The sequence below is a fragment of the Achromobacter sp. 1011811831 genome, from assembly GCF_059760905.1.
Genome location: NZ_JCBANG010000022.1, coordinates 18,627 through 43,255 on the forward strand (window position 1 = coordinate 18,627; position 24,629 = coordinate 43,255).

The 24,629-nt window shown below is 67.9% G+C and carries 21 protein-coding genes and 1 riboswitch; of the genes, 11 read left to right on the forward strand and 10 right to left on the reverse strand.

Going from position 1 to position 24,629, the window contains the following annotated elements; genetic code table 11:
- Window positions 1–14: 14 nt before the first annotated feature.
- The 3 genes from AC6LJ9_RS11155 to AC6LJ9_RS11165 are packed head-to-tail and all read right to left on the reverse strand — an operon-like array spanning window position 15 to window position 6,369.
- Window positions 15–2,411, reverse strand: a complete 2,397-nt coding sequence (locus AC6LJ9_RS11155) for a DUF6493 family protein (RefSeq protein ID WP_498147591.1) — start codon at window positions 2,409–2,411, stop codon at window positions 15–17.
- Window positions 2,412–2,419: 8 nt separating this feature from the next.
- Window positions 2,420–4,981, reverse strand: coding sequence for a DUF6493 family protein (locus tag AC6LJ9_RS11160; protein WP_498147592.1), 2,562 nt, complete (start codon window positions 4,979–4,981; stop codon window positions 2,420–2,422).
- Window positions 4,978–6,369, reverse strand: a complete 1,392-nt coding sequence (locus tag AC6LJ9_RS11165; protein WP_498147593.1) for an SWIM zinc finger family protein — start codon at window positions 6,367–6,369, stop codon at window positions 4,978–4,980. Before AC6LJ9_RS11165 ends, AC6LJ9_RS11160 begins: the two co-directional genes overlap by 4 nt.
- Window positions 6,370–6,751: 382 nt before the next feature.
- Between AC6LJ9_RS11165 and AC6LJ9_RS11170 the strand changes: the two genes are divergently transcribed.
- From AC6LJ9_RS11170 to AC6LJ9_RS11185, 4 genes are read left to right on the forward strand one after another with little or no spacing between them, the layout of a single operon-like run.
- Window positions 6,752–6,919: a ribbon-helix-helix domain-containing protein gene (locus tag AC6LJ9_RS11170; RefSeq protein ID WP_498147594.1), complete on the forward strand. Its 168-nt coding sequence runs from the start codon at window positions 6,752–6,754 to the stop codon at window positions 6,917–6,919.
- Between the two features lie 10 nt (window positions 6,920–6,929).
- The gene (locus AC6LJ9_RS11175; protein WP_498147595.1) at window positions 6,930–7,268 is read left to right on the forward strand and encodes a VOC family protein; all 339 of its coding nucleotides are present in this window, start codon (window positions 6,930–6,932) and stop codon (window positions 7,266–7,268) included.
- A 15-nt stretch (window positions 7,269–7,283) separates the two neighbouring features.
- Window positions 7,284–8,159: a class I SAM-dependent methyltransferase gene (locus AC6LJ9_RS11180; RefSeq protein ID WP_498147596.1), complete on the forward strand. Its 876-nt coding sequence runs from the start codon at window positions 7,284–7,286 to the stop codon at window positions 8,157–8,159.
- Between the two features lie 29 nt (window positions 8,160–8,188).
- On the forward strand, window positions 8,189–8,662 hold the full coding sequence (locus AC6LJ9_RS11185) for a hypothetical protein (protein ID WP_498147597.1): 474 nt from the start codon (window positions 8,189–8,191) through the stop codon (window positions 8,660–8,662).
- A gap of 50 nt (window positions 8,663–8,712) precedes the next feature.
- On the opposite strand, the gene AC6LJ9_RS11190 is transcribed toward AC6LJ9_RS11185, so the two are convergent.
- From AC6LJ9_RS11190 to AC6LJ9_RS11200, 3 genes are all read right to left on the reverse strand, one after another.
- Window positions 8,713–9,678 (reverse strand): zinc-dependent alcohol dehydrogenase family protein, encoded by a 966-nt coding sequence (locus tag AC6LJ9_RS11190; RefSeq protein WP_498147598.1) that lies wholly within the window; start codon window positions 9,676–9,678, stop codon window positions 8,713–8,715.
- Between the two features lie 63 nt (window positions 9,679–9,741).
- A complete protein-coding gene (locus AC6LJ9_RS11195) occupies window positions 9,742–10,044 on the reverse strand; it encodes an ArsR/SmtB family transcription factor (protein WP_212322539.1) in 303 nt (100 codons plus the stop codon).
- A gap of 52 nt (window positions 10,045–10,096) precedes the next feature.
- On the reverse strand, window positions 10,097–10,729 hold the full coding sequence (locus AC6LJ9_RS11200) for a YdcF family protein (RefSeq protein ID WP_498147599.1): 633 nt from the start codon (window positions 10,727–10,729) through the stop codon (window positions 10,097–10,099).
- A gap of 236 nt (window positions 10,730–10,965) precedes the next feature.
- On the opposite strand from AC6LJ9_RS11200, the gene AC6LJ9_RS11205 reads away from it, so the two are divergent.
- On the forward strand, window positions 10,966–13,038 hold the full coding sequence (locus AC6LJ9_RS11205) for a TerD family protein (protein ID WP_498147600.1): 2,073 nt from the start codon (window positions 10,966–10,968) through the stop codon (window positions 13,036–13,038).
- 62 nt (window positions 13,039–13,100) lie between these two features.
- Here AC6LJ9_RS11205 and AC6LJ9_RS11210 read toward each other — a convergent pair whose 3' ends face one another.
- The gene (locus AC6LJ9_RS11210; RefSeq protein ID WP_498147601.1) at window positions 13,101–14,240 is read right to left on the reverse strand and encodes a hypothetical protein; all 1,140 of its coding nucleotides are present in this window, start codon (window positions 14,238–14,240) and stop codon (window positions 13,101–13,103) included.
- A gap of 327 nt (window positions 14,241–14,567) precedes the next feature.
- Window positions 14,568–14,668: riboswitch (guanidine-I (ykkC/yxkD leader) on the forward strand.
- A gap of 59 nt (window positions 14,669–14,727) precedes the next feature.
- Here AC6LJ9_RS11210 and AC6LJ9_RS11215 point away from each other — a divergent pair.
- From AC6LJ9_RS11215 to uca, 6 genes are all read left to right on the forward strand, one after another.
- The gene (locus AC6LJ9_RS11215; protein WP_498147602.1) at window positions 14,728–15,786 is read left to right on the forward strand and encodes a putative urea ABC transporter substrate-binding protein; all 1,059 of its coding nucleotides are present in this window, start codon (window positions 14,728–14,730) and stop codon (window positions 15,784–15,786) included.
- Between the two features lie 13 nt (window positions 15,787–15,799).
- Complete coding sequence (locus AC6LJ9_RS11220) at window positions 15,800–16,615, forward strand: ABC transporter permease (RefSeq protein ID WP_498147603.1); 816 nt, start codon at window positions 15,800–15,802, stop codon at window positions 16,613–16,615.
- On the forward strand, window positions 16,612–17,430 hold the full coding sequence (locus tag AC6LJ9_RS11225; protein ID WP_498147604.1) for an ABC transporter ATP-binding protein: 819 nt from the start codon (window positions 16,612–16,614) through the stop codon (window positions 17,428–17,430). Before AC6LJ9_RS11220 ends, AC6LJ9_RS11225 begins: the two co-directional genes overlap by 4 nt.
- Window positions 17,427–18,158 (forward strand): urea amidolyase associated protein UAAP1, encoded by a 732-nt coding sequence (locus AC6LJ9_RS11230; RefSeq protein WP_498147605.1) that lies wholly within the window; start codon window positions 17,427–17,429, stop codon window positions 18,156–18,158. The genes AC6LJ9_RS11225 and AC6LJ9_RS11230 overlap by 4 nt, the downstream gene beginning before the upstream one ends.
- 11 nt (window positions 18,159–18,169) lie before the next feature.
- Window positions 18,170–18,805, forward strand: coding sequence for an urea amidolyase associated protein UAAP2 (locus AC6LJ9_RS11235; RefSeq protein WP_392411436.1), 636 nt, complete (start codon window positions 18,170–18,172; stop codon window positions 18,803–18,805).
- Between the two features lie 144 nt (window positions 18,806–18,949).
- The gene (uca, locus tag AC6LJ9_RS11240; RefSeq protein ID WP_498147606.1) at window positions 18,950–22,570 is read left to right on the forward strand and encodes an urea carboxylase; all 3,621 of its coding nucleotides are present in this window, start codon (window positions 18,950–18,952) and stop codon (window positions 22,568–22,570) included.
- A gap of 182 nt (window positions 22,571–22,752) precedes the next feature.
- On the opposite strand, the gene AC6LJ9_RS11245 is transcribed toward uca, so the two are convergent.
- From AC6LJ9_RS11245 to AC6LJ9_RS11255, 3 genes are all read right to left on the reverse strand, one after another.
- Entirely contained in the window at window positions 22,753–23,664 is a 912-nt protein-coding gene (locus tag AC6LJ9_RS11245) for an IS3 family transposase (RefSeq protein ID WP_498147607.1), read from the reverse strand.
- On the reverse strand, window positions 23,585–23,815 hold the full coding sequence (locus AC6LJ9_RS11250) for a DUF1153 domain-containing protein (protein ID WP_498147608.1): 231 nt from the start codon (window positions 23,813–23,815) through the stop codon (window positions 23,585–23,587). The genes AC6LJ9_RS11245 and AC6LJ9_RS11250 overlap by 80 nt, the downstream gene beginning before the upstream one ends.
- Before the next feature lie 165 nt (window positions 23,816–23,980).
- Window positions 23,981–24,397 carry a very short patch repair endonuclease gene (locus tag AC6LJ9_RS11255; protein WP_498147609.1) on the reverse strand — a complete coding sequence of 139 codons (417 nt, stop codon included), beginning with the start codon at window positions 24,395–24,397 and terminating at the stop codon, window positions 23,981–23,983.
- Between the last annotated feature and the right edge of the window lie 232 nt (window positions 24,398–24,629).

Consider the following 24,629-nt stretch of genomic DNA (forward strand, 5'->3'; position numbering starts at 1 on the left):
CACCGACGGACGCGCTAGGGCGTCCCCAACGCCAACAGCGCCCTGGCGGCCTTGGCGGCGGCGGACCCACCGGCAAAGCCCGCCAGCCAGCCGCGCAGGTCCGTGTCCGTCACAGGCTGCGTATGGCGCAACGACTCATCCAGCAGCACCGTCAGCAGCGCCCCGATGCCGCGCGCCTTGGGGTCCAGGCGCGGCAACAGCTTGCCCAGCACCGCGATGACGGCCGCGGGCGCGAGCGTCGCCGCGTCGGTGAAGGACTCCGCCCAGCGCGTCAGGACGATGGCGGGCGCGCAGGCGGCGTAGGCCTGCGCCGCTGCCGCCGCGTCCACGCGGCCCGGGATCGCGGCGGCAAACACTTCCACCGCCTGCGCGCGCACCCCGGCCTGCTTGGCCGCCATGCCCAGGGCCAGCAACTGGGCCGTTACGGAATGCCAGGCGCCCGGATGCGTGGCCAGCACGCGCAGGATGGCGGCCGCGCGGTGTTCGGCATCGTCGCCCGCCGCGACATTCATCAGCACCAGATTGGCGGCGACCAGCGGCAAGGTCGACGCCGGATGGGCCAGGCCAATTTCGGCGCAGACCAGCGCATGGGCGTCGACGCCGTCGTTGTAGCGCAGCGGGCCCGACGGAATCAGCGCCGGCTGCGTCGCCGAGGGCGCTTCCACGGCCTCCGCGTGGATCACGGGGTTCCACCACACCCATTGGGGAGATCCATCGGCCTTCAAGGTTTCCGACCCACGGCTGTGCCACTCGATCCGCAAGGTGTCGGTGATGCGCGGCCACGCGCCGCCGGTGGCCTCGACCACGCGCGCGCGCTGTTCGGCCGGCACGCGCAGCAAGGCCTGGGTCAGATCCACCGGCAACGGCGCGCCGCTCCCCTTGCCCGCCTCGAAACGGGCCAGCAGGACATCGGCATCGACCCAGCCCTGCGTGTCGGTGGGCGTGGCCAGCAGCGGACGGCATGGCGCCCTGCCCTGCACGATCCCCGCCACCTCGCGCAGCCGGCTGATGAAGCTGGGCAGCATGGTGGTTTCCTCGGCGCTGGGCAGCGCCTGGGGTTCGCCCACGTTCTCCTGCACCCACTCGCCGTTGACCTGCCGGCTCTTGGTTTTCTGCCAGTACTTCCGAGGCAGGAACGCGCTCGCGGGATCATGCGCCGCCAGCAGCAGCGCCGCCGCGTAGTGCTGCTCGTCGCGCTCGGCCAGGTAGCGCGCCCGCTTCGCCAGGGGCGCGACCGTGGCCGCCACCTGCCCGGATGTCGCCAGCCAGGCCAGCGCCAGCTCGAATTCCAGCGCGTCGGCGGACGCTTCCAGCAGCGCGGCGTAGCGCTCCTGGGCGTCCTCGTCGGTCCAGGGGCGCAGCGGCACGGGCGGCGGCAAGCCGGGCAGCGCGTCGGATGAAGGCTGGGCATCACCGTCCGCCGTCAGCCCATCCCCTGCCGCGCTCCCGGCCCCGGCGTCCGGCAGCATTGCCGCCACCGCCGGCGCCAGCGCATCGCGCTGCTGTTGCGCCAGATCCTCACGCCCCAGCTTGGCCAGCGCCTTCACCGCCGCCCGCTGCACGTCGGCATGCGGATGCCCCAGGCCCAAGGCCAGCGCCTGCGCGACCGCTTCGGCTTCGACGGCGGCCCGCGCGCCCAGCGCCTCCAGCATGCGCAGCACCGACAGCGCCGCCGCTTTCGGCCCCGAGAATGCGCCGCCGCAGGCTTCCACGAAGGGCGCGGCTTCGAGCAGGCCGTGCTTGTGCAGGAACTCCAGCTGCTTGACGCCCAGCGACACCGTGGCGGTGATCGACGAACCCAGGCACAGGCGCAACAGTGGCTGGTCCGCCGCCGATTCTGCGGGCGTGGGCGCCAGGGACGCATACACGCGCGAGAACCAGCCGGCGCGATAGGCGGAGAAATCGCGGTTGAGCGCCTCCAGGCAGCCGCGCAGCACGCGGCCCCGGTCCAGCGTGCCCTCGTTGGCCAGCAGCACGACCGTGTTATGCCAGTTGAATTCCTCGCGCGAGAACTTGTCGATGTTGGCCAGCGAAATCTCGCCGCCGCCTTCCACCTCGAAGACCCGCCAGAACACCTGGTCGCGCAGCGCATGGTCATGACGCAGCATGAACAGGCGCACTTCCTGCTCGTGCCGCCCGCCCAGCCCGCCGACCATGGCCAGCACGTAGTCATCGGTGTGCTCGACCTGGAGCCCGTTGAACAGCTCATTCAGGCGGATCGGCACGAAATTCGGGCGCTGGGACCAGCCCTGCGCCATCTCGCGCAGCCGCCTGGGCGAGGCATCCACCGCGCGCAGGTCTTCCGACTGCACGCCCAGCATGGCGTCGTACAGCGCGCGCAAGCTCGCGCCTTCCTCGACCAGCCGCGCCAGGTCGCGGTAGTAGCCCAAGATATTTTCGTAAGTCGTCATGCGAGCGGCTATTCCTCGTGAGTGCGCTGCGCGGCGGCAGCGGCGGTTTCGGCCAGGGGCGTCACGCGCGGCGCGACGGTTTCCAGGCTGCGCAAGGTCACCGCCAGCACCGACCCGCCCTTGCGCCGCGCCGCCAGCGAGGCGGGCACGGCTATCGGCATGCCATAGTCATTGGACAGGCGCGCGGCGAGCTCGATGAGCTTGGCGGCCTGGGCCATCGGCTTGCCGTCGGCGTCGAACAGCCGCGGCAGCAGCGCCTCCAGCGTCTGCAGCGCGCGGCAACCGGCGAGCGCGCTGATGGAGGCCGCGTCGGCCAGCGTCTGCGCCAGCCGCCCGGCCAAGGCGAAGCCGTCCGCCAGATGCGCCGCGATCTGCCCGGCGAACGGCGCGGGATCCAGCAAGCCGGCGTCGGCCAGCCGCGCGATCGCTTCCGCCGCCTGGGCGCGCTGCTCGGTCATCTTCGCGGACGCGGCCAGCGCCAAGGCCGAATAAACCGGCCCGCCCGGCGCCTGGCGGGATGCGCCCAGCGCCGCCAGCAGCGGTCCGAGGCCGCGCACGTTGATCACATTCACCGCCGCGCACAACATCGGATGGAAATGCGCGGCCAGCGTGTCGGGGTTGGATCGCAGCAGCCAGGCCGTCCACCGCACCATCTGGTCGTAGCCGTCCAGCTCGCGCGCCTCCTGGGCGCGGAAGGTGAATTCGGCGGGCACGTCGGCGACATCCAGGGCCGGCGAAGCGCAGGCGTCGGCCGCCGCCATCCAGAACGGCTTGGGCCCTGCTCCCAACACCTGCAAGTCGCGCGAGAAGGTCCCTGCGCCGGGCTCGGCCAGCACCCGTTCCCAGACGAAGCGCTGGCCGGGGACGGCCACCGGCGGAATGAACGGTTCGCCCCGCGCCCGGCTGGCTCGCAGCTCGTGAAAGACGCCGGCCAGCAGAGCCAGCGGCGCATGCGTCGGCAGATATTGGTAGCCCGAGCGGAAGGTTCCGGTCTCGCGGATCGTCCAGTCGCCCGTCGCCGCGTCGTAGCCGCTGCTGGTGAAGGTCTGTTCCCGCAATGCCACGCCCACGGGATCCGGCTTGCCCGCGCTGGCCACGACATAGCGCGCATAGCCCTGGAAACTGACGTCATCCCGGCCCAGCAACGCGGCGGCCAGCAGGCGTCGCGGCGAGGCATTGCGCTCGTCCCACACCGATTCGATGATCTCGGCGGCGCGGTGTTGCAGCGCCTCCGGCAGTCGCAGTTGCGGGCGGCTGGCCAGGTAGTCGACGATGCGCGGCAGCTCGGCGCCGTCCCCGGCGCCCTCGAACTGCGCGCCGATCAAGGCGTGCAATGTCTCGTCGTCGACGATGGCGAGCGTTTGGTCGGGCAGATCCGGCAGCGGCTCGCGGCGCGGCGGCGGCATCGTGATTGCCCGGGCTGCGCCGTCTTTCGGCGCGCTTGGCTCGCCGCTCGCATCGGGCGGTTGCGTCTCGTCGGACGCAAGCACCAGCTTGCGCGCCAGCGGCGCGAGGTCCAGCGGCATGCCTGCCAGCGCCTCGCCGACGATCCGCGAAAGGCGATCCCGCTGCCCGGCATCGGTCTTGAGCGCGGCAAACAGCCCCAGCTGGGCCTTGACCAGCTTCTTCTCCGCACGCGTCAGGACGGCGGCTCCGGCCTCGATCACCGCGTCCACGTCCAGCTGCCCGGCGGCGCGTTTGAGCATGTCCTGGGCCAGGCCGACCGCCGTGCTCGGCGCCGTGGCCAGCACGGCGAAATACGCGTGCTGGCTGGCCGCGACCTCGTGCGCGGCCGGATCGGCCAGGCGATGCATGCGCAAATACCAGGCGATGTTCTTCGCCGAAAAATCGCGCAGCAGGGCCTCCCGCGATTCAACCAGCAGGCGCTCGCGGAACGCCGGGTCGTCCTCGCAAAGCGCCAGAACGGCCGCGTCCCATGCCGGCCCGGTGCGCTCGACAAGCTGGTAGTCGGCGCCCATGCCCTCGACCCGGAACAAGGCCCAGAACTCACGCTCGACCCAATCGGGATGCGCCCGCAGATGCGCGGCCATGAGCTTGCCGTGGTCCGCGTCCAGTTGCCCGTCCGCGCCGATGGCGCTGACCTGTTGCACGAAACACCGCAGATAGACCGCGGACAAGGGCGCGTCGCCGTCCAGCCGGACCAGCGCATGGCACACCGGCCAAGCCAGATGCTCGCTCCACCAGTACTGCTCCACCAGCAGATCGATGAATGCGGCGCGCCACGCGGCGTCCCGTCCGGCCGCCGCGTGGATCACGGCCGGCGCCATCTCGCCATGGCGCGCGCCATACTCGCGCTTGCGCTCCATATCCGCCGGCGTCAGCGTCTCCGCCGCGAGCTTGGGCTTGCCCAGCGCCGCCAGCACGAAGCAGGCCCGGGGCGTCGGCCCTTCCGCGCCGAACAGGCGCGATGGCGGCAAGGCCTTGGCCAGCGCGGCGCGATCGTCCTCGTCCGCGCCGTCCAGGGCGCGCGCGAACGGCGCGATATCCGCCGCGTCGCCGCCGGCGGCCTCGCGCAGCGCCGCGCGGCGTTCGGTCAGGGTCAAGGTCATGCTTCGGCTCCAGGCGCATTGAGGGGATCCAGGAACATGCGCACCGCCAGCGTGTGCTTGCAGGGCCCGCGCGTGCCTTGATACTTGGCGTGCCAGGGGCAGGTGCAGCGGTCTTGCGCAGGCTCCGCGCCCAGCGCGATCCGGTAGCGCTGCTGCGCCGAGTGCACCGTGTACTGCCCCTCGCCTTCGCGCCGCACGCCGCCGCCGGCCACCAGCTTGCGCGCCTCGGCCAGTCGGGGATGCAACGTATCGAGCAACCCCGCCTGCACCGGCAGCGGACGATGGAAGTACGCGCCCGCCGCCAGGTCGAACCCCACCTGGCCAGAAGACGCCAGCACGCCCAGCGCGGACGCGATCTGCGCTTCGGGCAACAAGGCCCGGGCGGCCAGCTGCGCGATATCGATGCGCGGCTCGAAGGCCAGCAGCGTCGACACGAACGCCGCGTCCTCGTTCGCATCGCCGCCCGCGACCAGGTGCAGCACCGCGCCCTCGCCCGAGAAACCGCGCGCCTTTTCCGGGCTGAGGCCCAGCGTGACGCGCGCGCCAGGCAGCTCCAGCACCCAGGCGCTGGCCTGCGGCAGCGCGCCCGCCGCCGTCTCCGCGCCATAGGCGCGCAGCGCGGTGGCATGGCGCAGCAAGGGCTCCAGCACGCGCAACCGCTCCGGCCCCGCCACGCAGACCGCGCCGGGCGTCGCCTGCGTGGCCAGCCGCAGCGAGCGGGCCGCCTGGGTCGCCCACATCACGGTCTTGGTCGCCGATGAGCGCGGCAGCGCCTGCACGAACTGGCGCAGGGCCGCCCCCGTCAGCTCATGGCGGCACGCCATGCCCGCCGACAGCATCTGCGTCTCGGCAAAACCCTTGAGCCAGCGCGTGGGCAATGGCACCTTTTCCTCGACGATCTCGCCCGAACCGGTAGACACCCGCAAGGCATCGCTGCCCACGTTCAGGTGCAGCGGCTCCGACGCGCGCAGCCCCGCCAGCGCCTGGCGCAGCGGCGGATTCACATCCACATTGGTCACGCCCGGCGCCACGTGCGTGGCGTCCAGCGCCGCCGCGTCCACGTCCAGGCGCGCATACACGCCGCAGCACACGCTGAACGACTCGAAGCGCAGGCCCTCGGGCGTGGACGTCACGACCGGATCGGCAGCCCGCAGCACCGCCGCCAGCGTATTCGGCGGCACATAGAACCGCGTGCGCGCCACCCGCGCCAGCATCAGCAGCGCTTGCGCCACCACGGCCGGCTGCGCCACGAAACCGGAAAAAAAGAAGGGATGCGCCACCGCGCCCGACAGCGCGACGCCGCCGCTGGTGGCCAGGCTCAGGTCGGCCTGGCCCGGGCGCTGCGCGAATTCGGAAGGGGCAAGATAGGCATAGGCCAGCTCCGCCATTCAGGGACTCCTTGATGCGGACTGGACGCCGCGATGATCCGCCGCCGTCGCGATCAGGGACGGGAACAGGTGATCTGGCTGAGGCGGGCGTCCGCCATGGGACGACTGCGCCGATGAGACGGTCAGCTGCGTGGTCATTGGGCCACATGTTAACTGGCGTCGGCCGTTGGGAACGGCCTGCGCGGCGGGACGGGCCGTCGCCGCCACGGCGCCAGCCTCGCGGCGGGAGAGCCCCGGGACGCCGTCGGGCGACTTGCCCCTGCCGCGTCCGGCCATCACAGCCTGACTGGGTGACCGTTTGACGGCGTTGACGATGCGTATCGACAAAGCGTGTCGCCAAACGGCATTGACAAAAAATATAGCTTGCTAGCATCATAGCAACATGAGTGATGACAGCGTCAAACAGTTCAACGTGTACCTGCCGGTCAGCCTGATCCGGGAGGTCAAACACCATGCGATCGAAGCCGAGCTTTCGCTGTCGGCCCTGGTCGCCGAAGCCCTGCGGGCCTATCTGGCCGGCCACGCCGACAAGCCCGCCGACCCAAACTAGGAGCCATCCCATGAAAACCGAAGGTGTAGAGGCCATATTCCTGACGACCCACAACTGGGGCAAGTCGGCCAAGTTCTTCCAGTCCCTGGGCTACACGCTCGACTTCGAAACCGACCACAACTCCGGCCAGCTGCGCAACGGCCCCGGCCCGTACCTCTTCATCGCCGAGGTGCCCGCCAGCGAACCGCCGGCCATGCGGCTGGTGATGAAGGTGGCCGATGCCAGGGCGCTCCAGCTCGACCCCGGTGTCGACATCGTCAGCCCGTTCCAGGACACCCATTGGGGCACCCAGGAAATGACCGTGCGCGATCCCGATGGCCGCGACTGGAGCCTTCAGGCGCCCAAGTAAGAAAGCGGAGCCGCCATGCAAGGCCGCAAAACCCCAGAGCACAGCAAGGCCCCCGCCCCGGACAGCACGGCCGAGCGCACGGCGCTGTGGCGCGCCCTGCATCTGGAGGCCGATGCGCCGCCCCATGTCTTCGAGGACGACATCGGCCTGCGGCTGCTGGCCCCGCCGGACAGCTGGCGCCAGCGCCCCGACATGGATCCGGTCTTCACCCGGACCTTCCGCGCGTCCATGGTCGCGCGGGCGCGTTTCGTGGAAGACCTGGTGCTGGAACAGGCCGCCCAGGGCGTCGCGCAGTATGTGATCCTGGGCGCGGGCCTGGACAGCTTCGCCCAGCGCCGGCCCGACATCGCCAGCCGCATGCGCGTGTTCGAAGTGGATCAGCCCGCGCCGCAGGAATGGAAGCGCCGGCGGCTGGTCGAGCTGGGCCATGGCGTGCCGGACTGGCTGAAACTGGTCCCGGTGGACTTCGAGGCCGGCGCTTCCGCCTGGCAAGCGCTGGCCGAGGCGGGCTTCGATGCGACGCGACCGGCATTCGTCGCGTCCACGGGCGTCAGCATGTATCTGACCCGGGACGCGACGCTGGCCACGTTTCGCCAGGTGGCCGCGCTGGCGCCCGGCTCCACGCTCGCCATGACGTTCATGCTGCCGGTGGAACAGATGGCGCCCGAGGTCCGGCCAGGGATTGAGATGGCGATCAAGGGCGCCCGCGCCAGCGGGACGCCGTTCATCAGCTTCTATGCGCCGGCCCAGATCATGGCGATGGCGCGAGAGGCGGGGTTCCGCCATGTCCGGCATGTTACGCCTTCCGTGCTCGCGCAGCGGTACTTCGCGGGGCGAACGGACGGCTTGAGCTTGTCGAGCGCCGAAGAATTTCTGATTGCGGGCACCTAGCCGGCGAGTGCTGCCCCTACACTCGCGCCATGCATATCCTCATCCGCGTCTTCGGCACGCTGGCCGTGACCGCCCTGCTGACATATCCACTCTGGGCGCCACAGTGGGGCGCGGGCCTGTTGGGAGAGATATTCCTCGTCCCCTTCCCCGGCAACCTCGCGCTCGTGCTGGGCTTTCTTGCCCTGGTCGCCCTGTACTGCGCGACCTTGCAGCGCACGCTGCGCCTGACCGGCGCGCGCGGCAACGTGGTGTGGTGGATGTTCGCCATTCCAGCGAACTTCGTCGAGGACTTCTACATCATCCACGGGATCGGCCAGGCCCTGCGACCCCATTGCGACGCGCGGCGGCTGCGGACCTGGCTGATGCTGGGCAATGGCTGGTGCGTCCTGCAGATCCTGTCGCTGTTTCCTGGCCACGTCGGCATGAGCGCCGGCCTGCTGGCCATCGCGCTATGGCTGGCCCACTGGCGGCTCACCATCGCCATCAACCGAAGCCTGCGCTGATTCCCGGCCACCAAACCGCGCGCCACCCGACGCGGCAAGCGCCCCGCCCGCTAGGCGGGTACGACCTCAATCGCGATCTTCCCCCGCAGCCCGTTATTGCGACTCTCCAGCCGCGCATGCGCCGCCGGAATATCAGCCAGCCCATAGACCGCGCCCACATGCGGCCGCAACCGGCCCTGCGCCACCAATGCGCTCAGCTCATCGAGCTTGCCGCGATTCTGCCGGGTGAACACGAAGTGATAGGCCGCGTTCTTGCCCCAGGCCTGGATCAGGTTCTGCGGCTGCGCGATGTCCACGATCGAAACCACGCGACCCAGTTGCGCCAGCGCGTCGGGGCTGCGCGACAGGGTATCGCCGCCGATGGTATCGAACACGACATCCACGCCCCGGCCATCCGTGGCCCGCAAGACGGCATCGACATAGTCCTCCCTTTCATAGTCGATCAGCACGTCCGCGCCCATCTCGCGCGCGAAGGCGAAGTTCGCTTCGCGCACGGTCGTGAGCACCCGGGCGCCGATGGCCTTGGCAAGCTGGATCGCCACGTGGCCAACCCCGCCGGCGCCGCCGTGGATCAGGATGTTCTCCCCCACCCGCAGCCCCGCGCGCGCGACCAGCGCCTCCCAGGCCGTCCCGCCCACCAGGCTCAGGCTGGCCGCCTCCAGATGGCTCAGCGCGGCGGGCTTCCTGCCGACGATGCCTTCGGCGGCCACGTGGTATTCGGCGTAGCTGCCCTGCCCCTCGAAGATCTGCGGCGTGTACCAGACCTCGTCGCCCGGCGTGTAGGCCGTTACTCCCGGCCCGACGGCCTCGACCACGCCCGAGACATCGTGGCCGGTAATGGCCGGCAAGGGCACCAGATCGGGATAGTCGCCGCGACGGACCTGGTAATCCAGCGGATTGATCGACGTGGCATGCACCCGCACCAGCACCTGCCCCGCCTGTGGCACGGGCTTGGGCACGTCGCACAGTTCGAACGACTCGGGGCCGCCGAATGACTTGAGCACGATTGCTTTCATTTCAACTCCTGATTTCGATAAAAAGGGATATCGGGATTTTTCGATATTTGCCGGCAAAAAAATTCAGAGCTCTTTCCCGATCAGCTTGGCAAAGGCACTGATGTTGGCTTCATTGCGCTTGTAGTAGGTCCACTGGCCGATGCGCCGGACCTCGACCAGGCCCGCGCGTTGCAGGGTGGCCAGGTAGTCGGACACCGTGGACTGCGACAGCCCGACGCCTTCCTGGATGCTGCTGACGCAGACGCCCACCGTATGCACGTCGCCCTCGTCCTGCGGCGGGAAATGCCGCTCGGGATCCTTCAGGCCTTTGAGGATGTCGAGGCGGGTGCGGTTCGAGAGGGCTTTGAAAATGTCTAGCAGGTCCATGGCGGGATCATATCGGAAATTACCGATATGTCAATATGCGAACCGTACGCTGTCATGGCGTGCGATCGAGAATCTTGGATCCTGGCGGTGAGCCAGCCGCGTCCAGCACGAAGCGTTCATCCACTACGTCCACCTCCTGGATATCGGCCCGTCCCAGGTAGGTCGCGATCTTGCGCCGCTCCGACAGGATGCGCGCGCGCAGTTCCTGGTTGGTCCACCACGCGTCCCTGGAGACGCCGAAATAGTTCATGGCATCGCACGCCACGGTCTTGATCTCCGGCCAATGGCGGCGCAGCGTCATCACATAGCGTCGCTTGGCGTAGATCTTGCCGATCAGCAGCAGACGGTCCACGCCCACGCCATGCATCTTCTCGCGCGACAACTGTATGTTCTCCTTGGTGTTGCCCGATGCCGTCTCCAGGATGAGCGCGCGGTGGTCCAGGCCGGCTTCCACCAATCGCGCCGCCAGTTCCTCGGCCTCGCTGGGCTCCCGCCCCTGCGTGCTGCCACCCGACACGATGAGCGTCTCGAAATAACCCATCCGATGCAGGAAGGCGACACGGGCCACGAGCGGCGCCTGGGCATGTCGGCTGCCGAAGAGCAAGGCATGCCGGCAGCGGAACAGGCGCGTCCGGGGCGCGATGTAGTCCATCAGCCGCAATCTCGACGCATAGGGATTTCGCATCTGCCGCCCTCGCCTCCTTGGGATGGACAGACGATAGCGCCCCTTCATCAACCTGGCGAGTCCGCGCAACCTTCCGTACAATGCTCTGCGTGGCTATGGGACACCTTCCTTCTCACCCTGATTACCTAGGGGTCCCGCTCTCCACACCGCGCCTGCGTCACGCAGGCGTTTTCACATCGGCGTCGCCATGACGCCGCCGCTCGCTCGCCGCGGCGAGCCACCGGAGCAAGGCAAGCATGAATCAGGAACTGTTCCTGCGCCGCGCCACCAAGGTCCACGTCCCCGTGGGTTCTGGCGGCGCCACGCGCGCCCAGGTCGCGTCGGCCATCCAGGAAATCGCGGCGTTCCATTGCATTCTGTCCGAGTCGGTGATCGAGCGGATCGGCATGCTGTCCGCCGATGAACTCGCGCGCTGGCTGCGCGACATGCTTGGCGTGCTGCGCCGCCGGGTCGGCGCGCACGTGCAGCACCAGCCGTTCTATCCGGGCTTCCCCGAGCAGGTGCTGAAAGCCTCGAAAGCGGAGCTGTACCTGACGGCCGTCATGCACTACCTCACGCTGCGCCGCCTGCCGGCGCACGAGCATGCCCGCCCGCCCTTGCTCGAGGGCAAGCTCGTGCCCTGGCTCGTCGAACTGGGCAGCGTCGCTGAATTCGAGTCGCTGCTGGCGCCGCTGGTCTCGTCGCGCACCTCGCTGTCCGACGTGGACGCCGCCGATGTCGCCTGGTTCATCCGGCAATATCGCGGCGATGTCTTCCGCTTGCTGCCCGAGGACGTGCCATTCCGCGAGATCCGCGCGCTGGTTGGCGGCGCGCTGGTCCAGCACGTGCCGGGCGATGCGCGGATGGACGAATTCCTGGATCGCAACGTCGAGACCGCGACCGACGCGCTGCGGCTGGCGGTGGCCCTGAGCGGCGGAGATGTGTCGCTGACCACGGCGACGACACGCTTCATGCCGATGAAGCGCGGCGTGCGCCGCCTGCTGCTGCGCCTGCTCGATCGCGCGCCCAACGCCGTGGAAGACGTGATGCGCCACGCCGAGCGCTGGAAGCGCCTGGCCGAAGTGCTGCACCCGGGCGACTACGCCGACAAATACCCGCGCGCCCTGGCGGCCATCACGGCGGCGCGACGCGACGACGCGCCGGCCTCGTTCGGGTCGCGCGTCGAGACACTGCTGGCCCAACGGCACATCGCCGCGCTCACACCCCTGCTGCAACAACGTCCCGGCGAATTCGCGCGCAGGCTGGATGTGACCTTGCGCCGCTCGACCGAACCGGACGCCGTGCTGGACGCATTCGAAACGGTGGCGGCGCAAGCGTCCACGCCGATCCTGCTGCAGGTGCTGGCCCAGGCCCGGGCGCCGCGCCCCCTGCCCTTGCGGGCCTTCACGCCCAAGGGCGCACTGGCCAAGGTCTACGGCATCCCGGATCACCGCGAGCCGCTGGCGCCCGAAGCGCTGGCGCGCGCGGCCCGGATCTGCCAGGACGCGCTCATCAAGCGCTTCGCCGCGCTGCCGCCGCTGGGCCGCTGCTTCGTCGACCCCGCGCTGCGCGACTACATCGTGCCGCTGGCGCAGCGCGCCGCATCGAAGTCATTGCGCACGCTGGTGCGCGGCAGTCGCCTGCCGCTGCCGGACACACGCTTCATCCGCCTGTTCCTGTGGTGGAAGAACGGCCGCGCGCGCACGGACATCGACCTGTCCGCCGCTTTCTTCGACGCCAATTTCGTGTTCATGCAGACGGTCGCGTACTACAACCTGAAGGGCTTCGGCGGCTACCACAGCGGCGACATCGTCGACGCCCCGCAAGGCGCCTCGGAGTTCATCGACCTGGACATCGACGCCCTCGTCGAGAAAGGCATCCGCTACGTCGTCACGTCCATCAACTCCTACACCCAGCAGCCGTACTGCGACCTGCCCGAGTGCTTCGCCGGCTGGATGGCCCGCGCCGATTTGGCCTCGGGCGAAGTGTACGAGCCACGCACGGTGGTCGACCGGATCGACATCGCGTCGGACACGCAGATCTGCCTGCCCTTCGTGATGGACCTGCAGGAACGGCGCGTGATCTGGGCCGACCTGGGACTGACGTCCACGCCGCGCTGGAACAATGTGCGGAACAACCTGAGCGGGGTGTCCCTGATGCTGCGGGCATTGGTGCACACGCCTCGGCCGGATCTGGAGACGCTGTTTGACCTGCACGCGCGGGCGCGGGGAGAACGGGTCGAAACGCGGCAGCCGGCACAGGCGGTATTTACGCCCCACGAGGGCGTGACGCCGTTCGACGTGGACGAGATCAGGTCAAGGTATCTTTGACTGGCGGTTGACGATCCGCCCGCGTCGCGCAGGCGGATCGCAACCCCGACCACCCGTGATTGCTAGCCGGCCGTTGCGCCGATTCGCAGCACATTGAAATCGCGCTGCATGTAGCGATTCATCACCTGGGAAAAAATCGGATTCCCCGCATTCTCCGCCTTGGCGCCCGTCACGCTGACGACCGCCGCACACAGCTTGTCCGACGGAACGGCGCGTCCGGACACCTCGGCAGTCACCACGCCCGCCATGTCCTGCTTCCATGCGGCGCCGATGCCCTCCACCGCCTGCCTGGCGGTGGCGCAATCCGCATAGGACAGCGACATCACGAACGCGGGCGCATTGTTGACCTGCGCGTCCGCGATGAAGCCGGCGAAGTATGGCGGAATGCCGCGTCCGCTCGATTCAGCCAGGGCCTTGAGCCTCTGCGACGCGGAGTCCGTGTCTCCCGGCGCGGAAGACAACACCTGCGCCGGATCGAGCGCCGCAAGCCCCAGGACGGGCGAGATGATTGCCGCCTGCACGATACGGCCGCCGCCCGCGGGCACCGCTACTTTCAAGCCGTTCAGCGCGGCGGCAACGATGCCGCTGTCCGCCACGGACGGCGCGGGCTTGGCCAGGGCCGCCATGCCGCCGGGCGCCCACGCCTGGACCAGCGCCGTGTCCAGAGGCAGGACAAAGCTCGCCTTGCCCATGTCCCCTCGCCACGGATCGCGGCCGCTGGCCTTCGTCATGTCCATCTTGTTGGCCTCGCCATTGGCGATCAAGCCCGGCACACCGCCGCCGACCTCAGTGAAATCGACCTGCTTCAGGCTGGCCACCAGTTTTTCTACCGATTGCTTGTCCTTGAGCCCCCAGTAGGTGACATTGCCCGGCGCCTGACCGAACGCGGCGAAATACGAAAGCGTGTCGAAGGGAATCTTGGCGTTCGTCGACCATTGGTCCAGGCCATGGCCGACGGATTGCAGCGGACGGATCCATTGCGCCAGGGCCAGCCGGCGCATGCCGTCAGACGTCGGGCCGGACGGCTCCAGCCCTCGCCATGCCTGCACATCAATGAAGTACAGCTGCATGGCCTCCGGGGCGGTCAGCGCCTGTTCCGGAACCTGCTTCAAGGCTTGCTGCAAGGTTTGCGTGCTGTCCTGGGCCTGGGCCAGGGTCGTGAATCCAGTCATCAAACACAGTGCGAGGGCCTTCAAGCGCATCGGGGGAACTCCTGTTTGGGGTGCTTTCGGTGGTTGCGCGATGGCTGTCCGCGTGTGGCGAGAACAAGGGCAAGCGCGCGGTCGGCGGAGTATATCAATGCGAAAAGCGCGGCAAGAATCGGCGGTCGCGCGGACTCATCGAGGCCGTGCATGCCCCACGCCATGCACCACCACGGGGAACATGCCGCGCCACTGCGCCGCCTTGGTGCGTGACGCCGCCCTGTCCCGTCCTCCGCCAGGGGGAAAAGACGCGACCTTGCCCGCAACGGTGTTGGCACGATTGTTGCTTGATGAAAAGCATACGGGAGCGGCATGCGTGCCGCGAACCAAATGGTTGGCTAGGGTTCCGATCCGCATCACGCGGATGTCTGGTCCGAGAGCCGACGACCTCGGTTGAGGTTACACGGCGGGACAAAAGCCCGGGAGAGCGGCGCCATCGGCGTCCGGCTGCTCCCGTTGCCCGTCCTCTCAACCGGAGTGTCCCGATATGATTTTGCGCCGTCTCGCGGGTCTGACGACCCTTTGCCTTGCAACACTGTGGGGCGCCCCGGCCAGCGCCGCCCCGAAAACCAGTTTCAACATCTGCTGGACCATTTATGCCGGCTGGATGCCCTGGGACTACGCACAGGCCCAGGGCATCGTTGCCAAGTGGGCCAGGAGGTACGGCATCGACATCCAGGTCACCCAGCTCAATGACTATGTCGAATCGCTGAACCAGTACACCGCCGGCAAGTTCGACGGCTGCACCATGACCAACATGGACGCGCTCACGGTGCCGGCGGCCAGCGGCGTGGACAGCACGGCGCTGTTGGCGGGCAGCTACTCCAACGGCAACGACGGCATCGTCCTGAAAGGGACCGGCAAGACGCTCGAGGACCTGAAGGGCCAGAGCGTGCATCTCGTGCAATTCTCCGTGTCCCACTATCTGCTCGCGCGCGGCCTGGAGGCCGCCGGCCTGCGCGAGCGCGACATCAAGGTCGTCAATACCTCGGACGCCGACATCGTCGGCGCCTTCGCGGCGCCCAGGGTGCAGGCCGTGGTGACCTGGAATCCCCAGCTGTCCGCCATCGCCGCCACGCCCGGCAGCACCAAGGTCTTCGACTCCAGCAAGGTGCCCGGCGAGATCATCGACCTGATGGTCGTCAACAGCGCGACGCTCAAGGACAACCCCGCCCTGGGCAAGGCCCTCACCGGCGCCTGGTTCGAGGTCATGGCCCTGATGAAAGCCAATGACAGCGCCGCGCTCACGCAGATGGCGAAGGCCGGTGGCGCCACTGTCGCCGACTACCGGGCCCAGCTCGCGACCACGGCCATGATGTACACGGCAGCGGGGCAACTGGCCTTTGTCTCCAGCCCGAAGCTCCCCGACACCATGAAGCGCGTCGCGCAGTTCTCGTTCGACAAGGGCCTGCTCGGCGAGGGCGCGCGCAGCGCCGACGCCATCGGGATGTCGTTTCCCGGCGGCGCCACCGTCGGCAACGCCAAGAACACCAAACTCCGGTTCGACGCGACTTACCTGAAGCTCGCGGCGGACGGCGAGCTCTGAGCGCGAGGCATCCATGCGTTTCATCAATCGCCGCCCCGAACGGGGCGAACGCTGGCTGCTCGCGCTGCTGCCGTTCATCCTGCTGGCGCTGGTCTACGTGGTCGCCTCGTCCGCGCGGCTGGCCGACAACCCGGACGACCGCCTGTTGCCGAGCGTCGCGCAAATGCTCGACGCCATCGCGCGGATGGCCTTCACCGAGGACGCACGCACCGGCGCCGTGCTGCTCTGGTCCGATACGCTGGCCAGCCTGACACGCCTGGCGCTGGGCATCGGGGTGTCCGCCCTGGCCGGCCTGGGCCTGGGCATCGCCTCCGGCGCCTTTCCGATGCTGCGGGCGACCCTGTCGCCCCTGATGGCGGTCCTCTCGATGATCCCGCCGCTGGCGATCCTGCCCATCCTGTTCATCGTCTTCGGACTCGACGAACTCTCCAAGGTCATGCTCATCGTCATCGGCATCACGCCGGTGCTGGCGCGCGACCTGGAGCAGCGGGCCCGCGAGATTCCGGCCGAACTGCTGGTCAAGGCGCAGACCCTGGGCGCCAACAGCTGGACGGCGGTGCTGCGCGTGATACTGCCGCAATTGCTGGCGCGGCTGCTGCTATCGCTGCGGCTGATGCTCGGGGCGGCCTGGCTATTCCTGATCTCGTCCGAGGCGATTTCGGCGACGGCCGGCCTGGGCTACCGGATCTTCCTGGTGCGACGCTACATGTCGATGGATGTCATCCTGCCCTATGTGGCCTGGATCACGCTCCTGGCTTGGGCGATGGACTGGGCGTTGCGCCTGATCCACCGCAAGTGCTTCCCCTGGTCCGAGGGGAGCGCGCCATGAGTTTCATCGAGATTCGCAACGTCTGGCAGCGCTATGGCGACCAGGTCGTGCTCGAACAGCTGAACCTGCGTATCGCCGAAGGCGAGTTCTGCACGCTGGTGGGCGCCTCGGGCTGTGGCAAGTCCACCTTTCTGCGGCTGCTGCTCGGCCAGGAGCGGCCCAGCAAGGGCGAACTGCGGCTCGAGGGCCGGCCGTTGCCCGCCGAGCCCGATGCCCAGCGCGGCGTGGTGTTCCAGCGCTACTCGGTCTTTCCTCATTTGAACGTGCTGGACAACGTGGCCGTGGGGCTGGAATTGCGGGCCGCGCCACTGCTCGGCCGCCTGCTGGGCCAGCGCAAGCGCGCCGCGCGCGAGGCCGCAGCGGAAATGCTCCACCGGGTCGGTCTCGGTCACGCGCTGGCGCGCTACCCCAACCAGCTCTCGGGCGGCATGCAGCAACGCCTGGCCATCGCCCAGGCGCTCATCACCCGGCCGCGCATGCTGCTGCTCGACGAGCCCTTCGGCGCGCTGGACCCCGGCATACGCAAGGACATGCACGCGCTGCTGCTCGAACTCTGGCGCGAGGCCCGGCTGACGGTATTCATGGTGACCCACGATCTGTCGGAGGGATTCCATCTTGGCACGCGACTGCTGGTGTTCGACAAGGTGCGCATCGATCCCCAGGCGCCGCAGGCCTATGGCGCCCGCATCACCTACGACATCCCGCTCAACCCGGACCGCGCGGCGGGCGCCAAGGCCGTGGCCTCGTTGCCGCCCCACGTCGTCGCGCGCGCCCTGCCCCCCGACGCAAATATCCACACAAAGGGAACATCATGAACACCGACAGCCTTTTCATTGAAGCCCCGCTGTACGAGGAGACCCTCCCCGGCGGCGGCCACGCGTCTTTCATCCTCAAGCGCGGCCAGGTCCTGCGCATCACCGACCTCGAGGGCGGCGCCAACGTCGGCATGATGTTGCTCAATGCCCGCCAGCCCAGCGAGCGCCTGAACCTGCCCGACACCCTCAAGGGCCAACACACCTTCCGGCTGACCGAAGGACATTGCCTGTATTCGGACATGGGGCGCGTGCTGGCCGCCATCGTGTCCGACAGCTGCGGCTGGCACGACAGCGTAGGCGGCGTGCTGGACGCCGGCGAAGTGCAGGCCAAGTACGGTTCCGGCCGCTACCAGGAACTGCGCAACGGCTTCTTCCGCAACGGCCACGACAACCTGCTGGTCGAGATGGGCAAGTGGAACCTGGATCTCGAAGACCTGTTGATGGTCGTCAACCTGTTCAGCAAGGTCACCGCCGATGAGAACGGAATCCTGCGCTACGTCAGCGGCAATTCCCAGGCCGGCGACCATGTCGCGCTCTATGCGCCGATGGACACGCTGGTGGTCCTGACAGCGTTGCAGCACCCGATGGACCCGAGTCCGCGCTATGCGCCCCGGCCGGTCCGGATGGCCTGGGGCCAGGCCCGCACCGCAAGCATCGCCGATGCCTGCCGCGCATCGCGCCCGGAAAACGCCCGGGCTTTCCACAATACCGAACGCCTCTACCTCTGAGGAGCCCCGCCATGTCATTGACCGCCAGCCAACTCACGCCCGAGACCGCCCTGTTTCGCCACGTCATTCCCGCCGGCGAGCCCTACCTCTTCGAGGTGAAGGCCGGGCAGACCTTGCGCCTGCTCGACCTGGAAGGCAACCAGGCCGTGGATACGCTGTTCTACAGCGCCGCCAACCCGCGCGAGCGCTACGACCCGCAACGCACGCTGCGCCGCCAGGACAAGATCTACCTGACCACCGGCAGCGTGCTCTATTCCAACCTGGGCAATCCGCTGCTGACCATCGTGGCCGACACCTGCGGCCGCCATGACACGCTGGGCGGCGCCTGCGCCCAGGAAAGCAACACGGTGCGCTACGCGCTGGGCAAGCGCCACATGCACAGCTGCCGCGACAACTTCCTGCGCGCCTGCCTGCACGACGGTCGGCTGGACAAGCGCGATATCGGCGCCAACATCAACTTCTTCATGAACGTCCCGGTCACTCCCGAGGGCGGGCTGACCTTCGAGGATGGCCTCTCGGGTCCGGGCAAGTATGTCGAGCTGAAAGCCGCCATGGACGTCATCGTGCTGATTTCCAACTGCCCGCAGCTGAACAACCCCTGCAACGGCTGGAACCCGACGCCCGCCGAAGTGCTGGTCTGGGACTGACGGACGCGGCGCCGTCGAGCGCCGCCGAACATCGCTCTTCCCTGTCGAGAATCGAGGCCGCGCTCGCGCGCCTCGCTCTCCCGCCCCGGACGACCGGGGCGCGCTATGTCATCGCGGGACGGCCCGCCACTCGAGACCGATCGAATGTTCAAGAAACTCCTGATTGCCAATCGCGGCGCCATCGCCTGCCGTATCGAGCGCACGCTGCGCGCGATGGGCGTGCAGAGCATCGCCGTCTATTCCGACGCCGACGCGGGCAGCCTGCACGTGGCCCAGGCCGACAAGGCGTACTGCCTTGGTGATGGCGCCGCGAACAATACCTACCTCGTAACAGACAAACTGCTCGACGCCGCGCGCGACGCCGGCGCCGACGCGATCCATCCCGGCTACGGCTTCCTGTCGGAGAATGCCGCCTTCGCGCAGGCCTGCATGGCCGCCGGCATCGCCTTCGTCGGACCCACGCCCGAGCAGCTGCGGGTTTTCGGCCTGAAGCACACCGCGCGGGCGCTGGCCCGTGAACAGGGCGTGCCGATGCTCGAAGGCACCGACTTGCTGGACAGCCCCGCAACCGCCCTGGCCGCGGCCGAACAGGTCGGCTATCCGGTGATGCTCAAGAGCACCGCCGGCGGCGGCGGCATCGGCATGCGGGTGTGCCGGTCACCGCAGGAGCTACAGGACGCCTTCGCTGTCGTGCAGCGCCTGGGGCAGAGCAACTTCAGCGATGCGGGCGTCTTCATCGAGCGCTACATCGAACGCGCCCGCCACCTGGAAGTGCAGGTCTTCGGCGACGGCCAGGGCGGCGTGCTGACCCTGGGCGTGCGCGACTGCTCGGTGCAGCGACGCAACCAGAAAGTCATCGAGGAAACCCCCGCGCCCAACCTGCCCGATGCCATCGCCAACGCGCTCTGCGAGGCGGCCGTGACGCTGGCGCGCGCGGTGCGCTATCGCAGCGCCGGCACGGTGGAGTTCGTCTATGACAGCGATGCGCAACGCTTCTATTTCCTGGAGGTCAACACCCGGCTGCAGGTCGAGCACGGCGTCACCGAGCAGGTCTGGGGCGTGGACCTCGTGCGCTGGATGATCGAACTCGCCGCCGGCACGCTGCCCCCGCTGGAGCAACTCGCGCAGGGGCTGCGGCCCCAGGGACACGCCATCCAGGCGCGGCTGTACGCCGAAGATCCCGGACGCGATTTCCAGCCCAGTCCGGGCCTGCTGAGCGAGGTGGCCTTCCCCGCCGCCGACGGTCGCGCGCTGCGGATCGACACCTGGGTGGAAGCCGGTTGCGAAATCCCGCCGTTCTTCGACCCCATGATCGCCAAGGTGATCGCCTGCGCGCCCACCCGCGACGCGGCGCGCGACGCGTTGGACGCAGCCCTGGCGCAGACCCGTCTCTACGGCGTGGAGACCAATCGCGACTATCTGCGCCAGATCCTCGCGGATGCGCCCTTTTCCAGCGGATCGCCCTGGACGCGCTGCCTGGAAACACTGGCCTACCGCAGCACGGCGCTCGACGTGCTGTCCTCGGGCACGCTGACCACGGTGCAGGATTGGCCAGGCCGCCAGGGCTACTGGGCCGTGGGCGTGCCGCCTTCCGGTCCCATGGACGACCGCGCGCTGCGCCTGGGCAACCGGCTGCTGGGTAACGCCGAAGGCGCGGCCGGGCTCGAGATCACGATGTCGGGACCGCGACTGCGCTTTCGCGCGCCCGCGGTGGTGGCGGTCACCGGCGCGCGGTTGCCGGTCCTGCTCGATGGCGCCGAGCAGCCCATGGACACGGCCTTGTTCGTGCCCGCTGGCGCGACGCTCACGCTTGGCGCCATCCAGGGCGCGGGCGTCCGAAGCTACCTCGCCCTGCGCGGCGGCCTGCAATTGCCGGATTACCTGGGCAGCAAGAGCACCTTCACCCTGGGCCAGTTCGGCGGTCACGGCGGCCGGGCGCTGCGGGCCGGCGATGTCCTGCGCCTGCCGACGCTCGACGACGCCTCGGCCGGCGCCAGCTTGCCGCCGGCACTGCTCGCCCCGCTGCCCCCCCTGCGCCGGATCCGCGTGATCTACGGTCCCCACGGCGCTCCCGAGTATTTCACCGCCGGGTACATCGAGACTTTCTTCGCCGCCCAATGGGAGGTGCACTTCAACTCCAGCCGCACGGGCGTCCGGCTGATCGGTCCCAGGCCCGAATGGGCCCGCGACAGCGGCGGGGAAGCGGGCCTGCATCCTTCCAACATCCACGACAACCCGTATGCCGTGGGGGCCGTGGATTTCACGGGAGACATGCCGGTGATCCTGGGACCCGATGGTCCGAGCCTGGGCGGTTTTGTGTGCCCGGTGACGGTCATCGAGGCGGACCTGTGGCAGCTCGGCCAGCTCAAGGCGGGCGACAGCGTGCAGTTCATTGCGGTGGATCTGCCCACGGCCCGCCGCCTGGCCGATGCGCGCGACCAGGAAAGCGCGACGCTGACCCCGGACCAACAGGACTGGCAAGCCACGGCCCCTGCCTCGCCGATCGTGCTCGACACGGGCGCCGGCGACCAGCGCCTGGTGGCCCGCCTGTCGGGCGACACCCATCTGCTGCTCGAAGTGGGCGCGCCCGAGCTGGACCTCGTCACGCGCTTCCGGGCGCACGCCCTCATGCAGGCCCTGCAGGCGCAGGATATCGATGGCATCGTCGACCTGACGCCCGGCATCCGCTCGCTGCAGGTCCACTATTGCCCGCGCAAGCTGCCGCTGCCGGTGTTGCTGCAGGACATCGCGGCGCAATGGACGCGCGTCAGCGCCGCCCGCGACCTGAGCGTGCCCTCCCGCGTCGTGCACCTGCCGCTGTCCTGGGACGATCCGGCCTGCCAGCTCGCCATCGACAAATACATGACCACCGTGCGCAAGGATGCCCCATGGTGCCCGAGCAACCTTGAATTCATCCGTCGCATCAACGACCTGCCCGACATCGACGCGGTCCGCCAGACGGTCTTCGACGCCAGCTACCTGGTGATGGGCCTGGGCGACGTCTATCTTGGCGCGCCGGTGGCCACGCCGCTGGATCCGCGACATCGCCTGGTCACCACCAAATACAATCCCGCGCGCACCTGGACCGCCGAAAACTCGGTGGGCATCGGCGGCGCGTATCTCTGCGTCTACGGCATGGAAGGACCCGGCGGCTACCAGTTCGTCGGCCGCACGCTGCAGATGTGGAACCGCTATCGGACCGTGCCCGCCTTCGACGGCCAGCCCTGGCTGCTGCGCTTCTTCGACCAGCTGCGCTTCTACCCGGTCAGCGCCGAGGAGCTGGCGCGCATCCGGCGAGACTTTCCGCTGGGACGGTTCCCCTTGCGGATCGAGCCGGCGGAACTGCACCTGGCCCAATACCAGGACTTTCTGCGCCGCGAGGCCGAGGACATCGCGGCCTTCAAGTCACATCAGGCCGCGGCCTTCGACGCGGAGCGCCAGCGCTGGATCGACACCGGACAGGCGCACTTCGAAAGCGACGACACGGCGGCAGGCGCCCCCCAGGCCGAAGCGCCGCTGCCCGAAGGCTGCCACGGCGTGGAAAGCGATATCACCGGCAACCTGTGGCAGGTGCGGGTACAGGTCGGCCAGCAAGTACAGGCTGGCCAGGAACTCGTCGTCCTGGAATCGATGAAAATGGAAATCACCTTGAATGCGCCACAGGCCGGCGTCGTGCGCGAAGTACGCGCGCAACCCGGCGCCTCGGTGCGCGCGGGCCAGTGCGTCGTGGTCATCGAAGCCAATCGAGGAGATTCAAGCCGGTAAGCATCCCCCCTCAACAAAACCAGAATTGGTACCGTCCAGACATTTGACGGTACCAACCCTGGTCATTCAAGGTCCGGCCTTGTGATACCGCCAACCATGCCGGCGGTTCCACCGGGTTTGCCAAGGCGGCTTGAGATGCCGTGGAACGCCAACGTGTAATGACCCAGCAGAACCTGCTCAGGTTAAGTGGCTAATGCAAACGCCTCAGCCGGAGTCTTCATCTCGAGCGCCTGGTGCGGGCGTCGGTGATTGTAAAAACGTATCCAGTCGCCTACAACGCGGCTGGCGTGCTGGATATTCTCGAAGCGATGCCAATGCGCGCATTGTTCTTTGAAGGTACGGATGACACGCTCAACCATGCCGTTTTGCTGCGGGCAATGCGGCGTGATGAACTCCTGGCGCAGCCCGTAGCCTCGCGCCAGCGCGGTGTAGCTGCCAGACGTGAAGACCAGTCCGTTGTCCGATCGCAGCAGGAACGGCGCAGGCACGCGCCCCAGTGTTCCGAAACGGGCGATCAGGGCGTGTTCCAAGGCACTGCCAGCGGTGCAGGCCTTGCCGCAGCGCGACAAATGCCAGCCGAGCAACTCGCGGGTATGGCAGTCGATCACCAGCGCCAGCGTCGCCCAGCCATCGCGGCCCGCCCAGACACGGCATAGGTCCGTTGACCAACGCTCGTTGGGCTTGCTAGCCACCGACGGCAGCGCCTGGATTCGTGGTCTGAAGCCAATCGGCCGCTTGCGGACCTGCCAGCCCATCAGTTGGAACACGCGCTGCACGGTGTTCTTGTTGAACCCCAACAGATGCGCAACCGTCCGGTAGCCAAACGACGGCGACTCTTCAATCATCGCCTTGATCGGGGCGACGAACTTCGGATCGACCTTCGGCGGCGATTTGACCGGTTTGTAGTAAACCGGACGGCGCGGCACGCCAAACCAGCGGCACAGCTTGGCAATCGAGACGGTGATGCCTTCGGCTTGCAGTCCCTGGCGGATCATCGGGGACGCCCAGTCTCGATCACTTCTCGTCCTCGCCCAGCAGGGACTGCAATTTTCTTCTCGCGCGCTGCGCGTTCTCCATGCCCCGCTTGCCGTCATCGACCCACTGCTCGACCTCCGACGAGGGCGACAGATCGTATTGGCGGCTCGCTTCGGCCACGGTGGTCTTGCCCTGGATGATGTCCAGTACCAGCGCACTCTTGCGCTTGGCCGTCCAGCGTTTGATGTCGTTTTCCATTTTCGTGCTCATCGTCAACTCCATTGATTATGACGTGAGCAGGTTTTCACTGGGTCAATACAGCCGAGGGGTCGAGACTCCCGCGGCGGCTTGCTGCGCGGCACGGACAGAGCGCCCACCATCGCCGAAGATGCACAGGTGCCCCAGCACGAGAGCAGTCGACCGTCTGCCTGACGATCAGTGATGGTCAATCGTCAGGAACAAGCTCATCTTCCGAGTCAGCACGGGCAGATCGGAAACCTCGCACTCCCAAACGATCAGAACCTGCCAGCCCAGGGCGTCCAGAGCCATCACTACCTGACCATCGCGTCGAATATTGCCCTCTAGCTTTTTCAGCCAGAACTGCGCGTTTGACTTTGGCGTATAGGCAAATCTGCATCCGGTATGTCGATGCCAGAAACAGCCATGGACAAAAATCACCTTCTTCAGACGCGGAAAAACCAAATCCGGAGAACCCGGCAGATCCTTGCGGTGCAGTCGATAACGGAAGCCCATTCCGTGGACAAGCTTGCGGACGACCAGTTCCGGCTTGGTATTCTTTCCCTTGATACCTGCCATCATTCGGGAGCGCTTTTCAGGTGTAACGATATCCATTAGCATTTCTACCGGGCCACATATTCGCGGATGTCGGGGCGAGGGTGCTTGCCAGCCGAATAGCCGTCTCGTCATCAATCTCCTCATCGGCACCATCCTCGCTTGATTCGATCGAGCTTGCAAACGCCTGCCGAACACGTAGAAGAAAAAATGCCCATGTGAAATTCATACAATCATGAAAGCGCACCTAATCTGTGCCTTCGCAGGCTCTGAGGCGAGACATTCCTGCGGC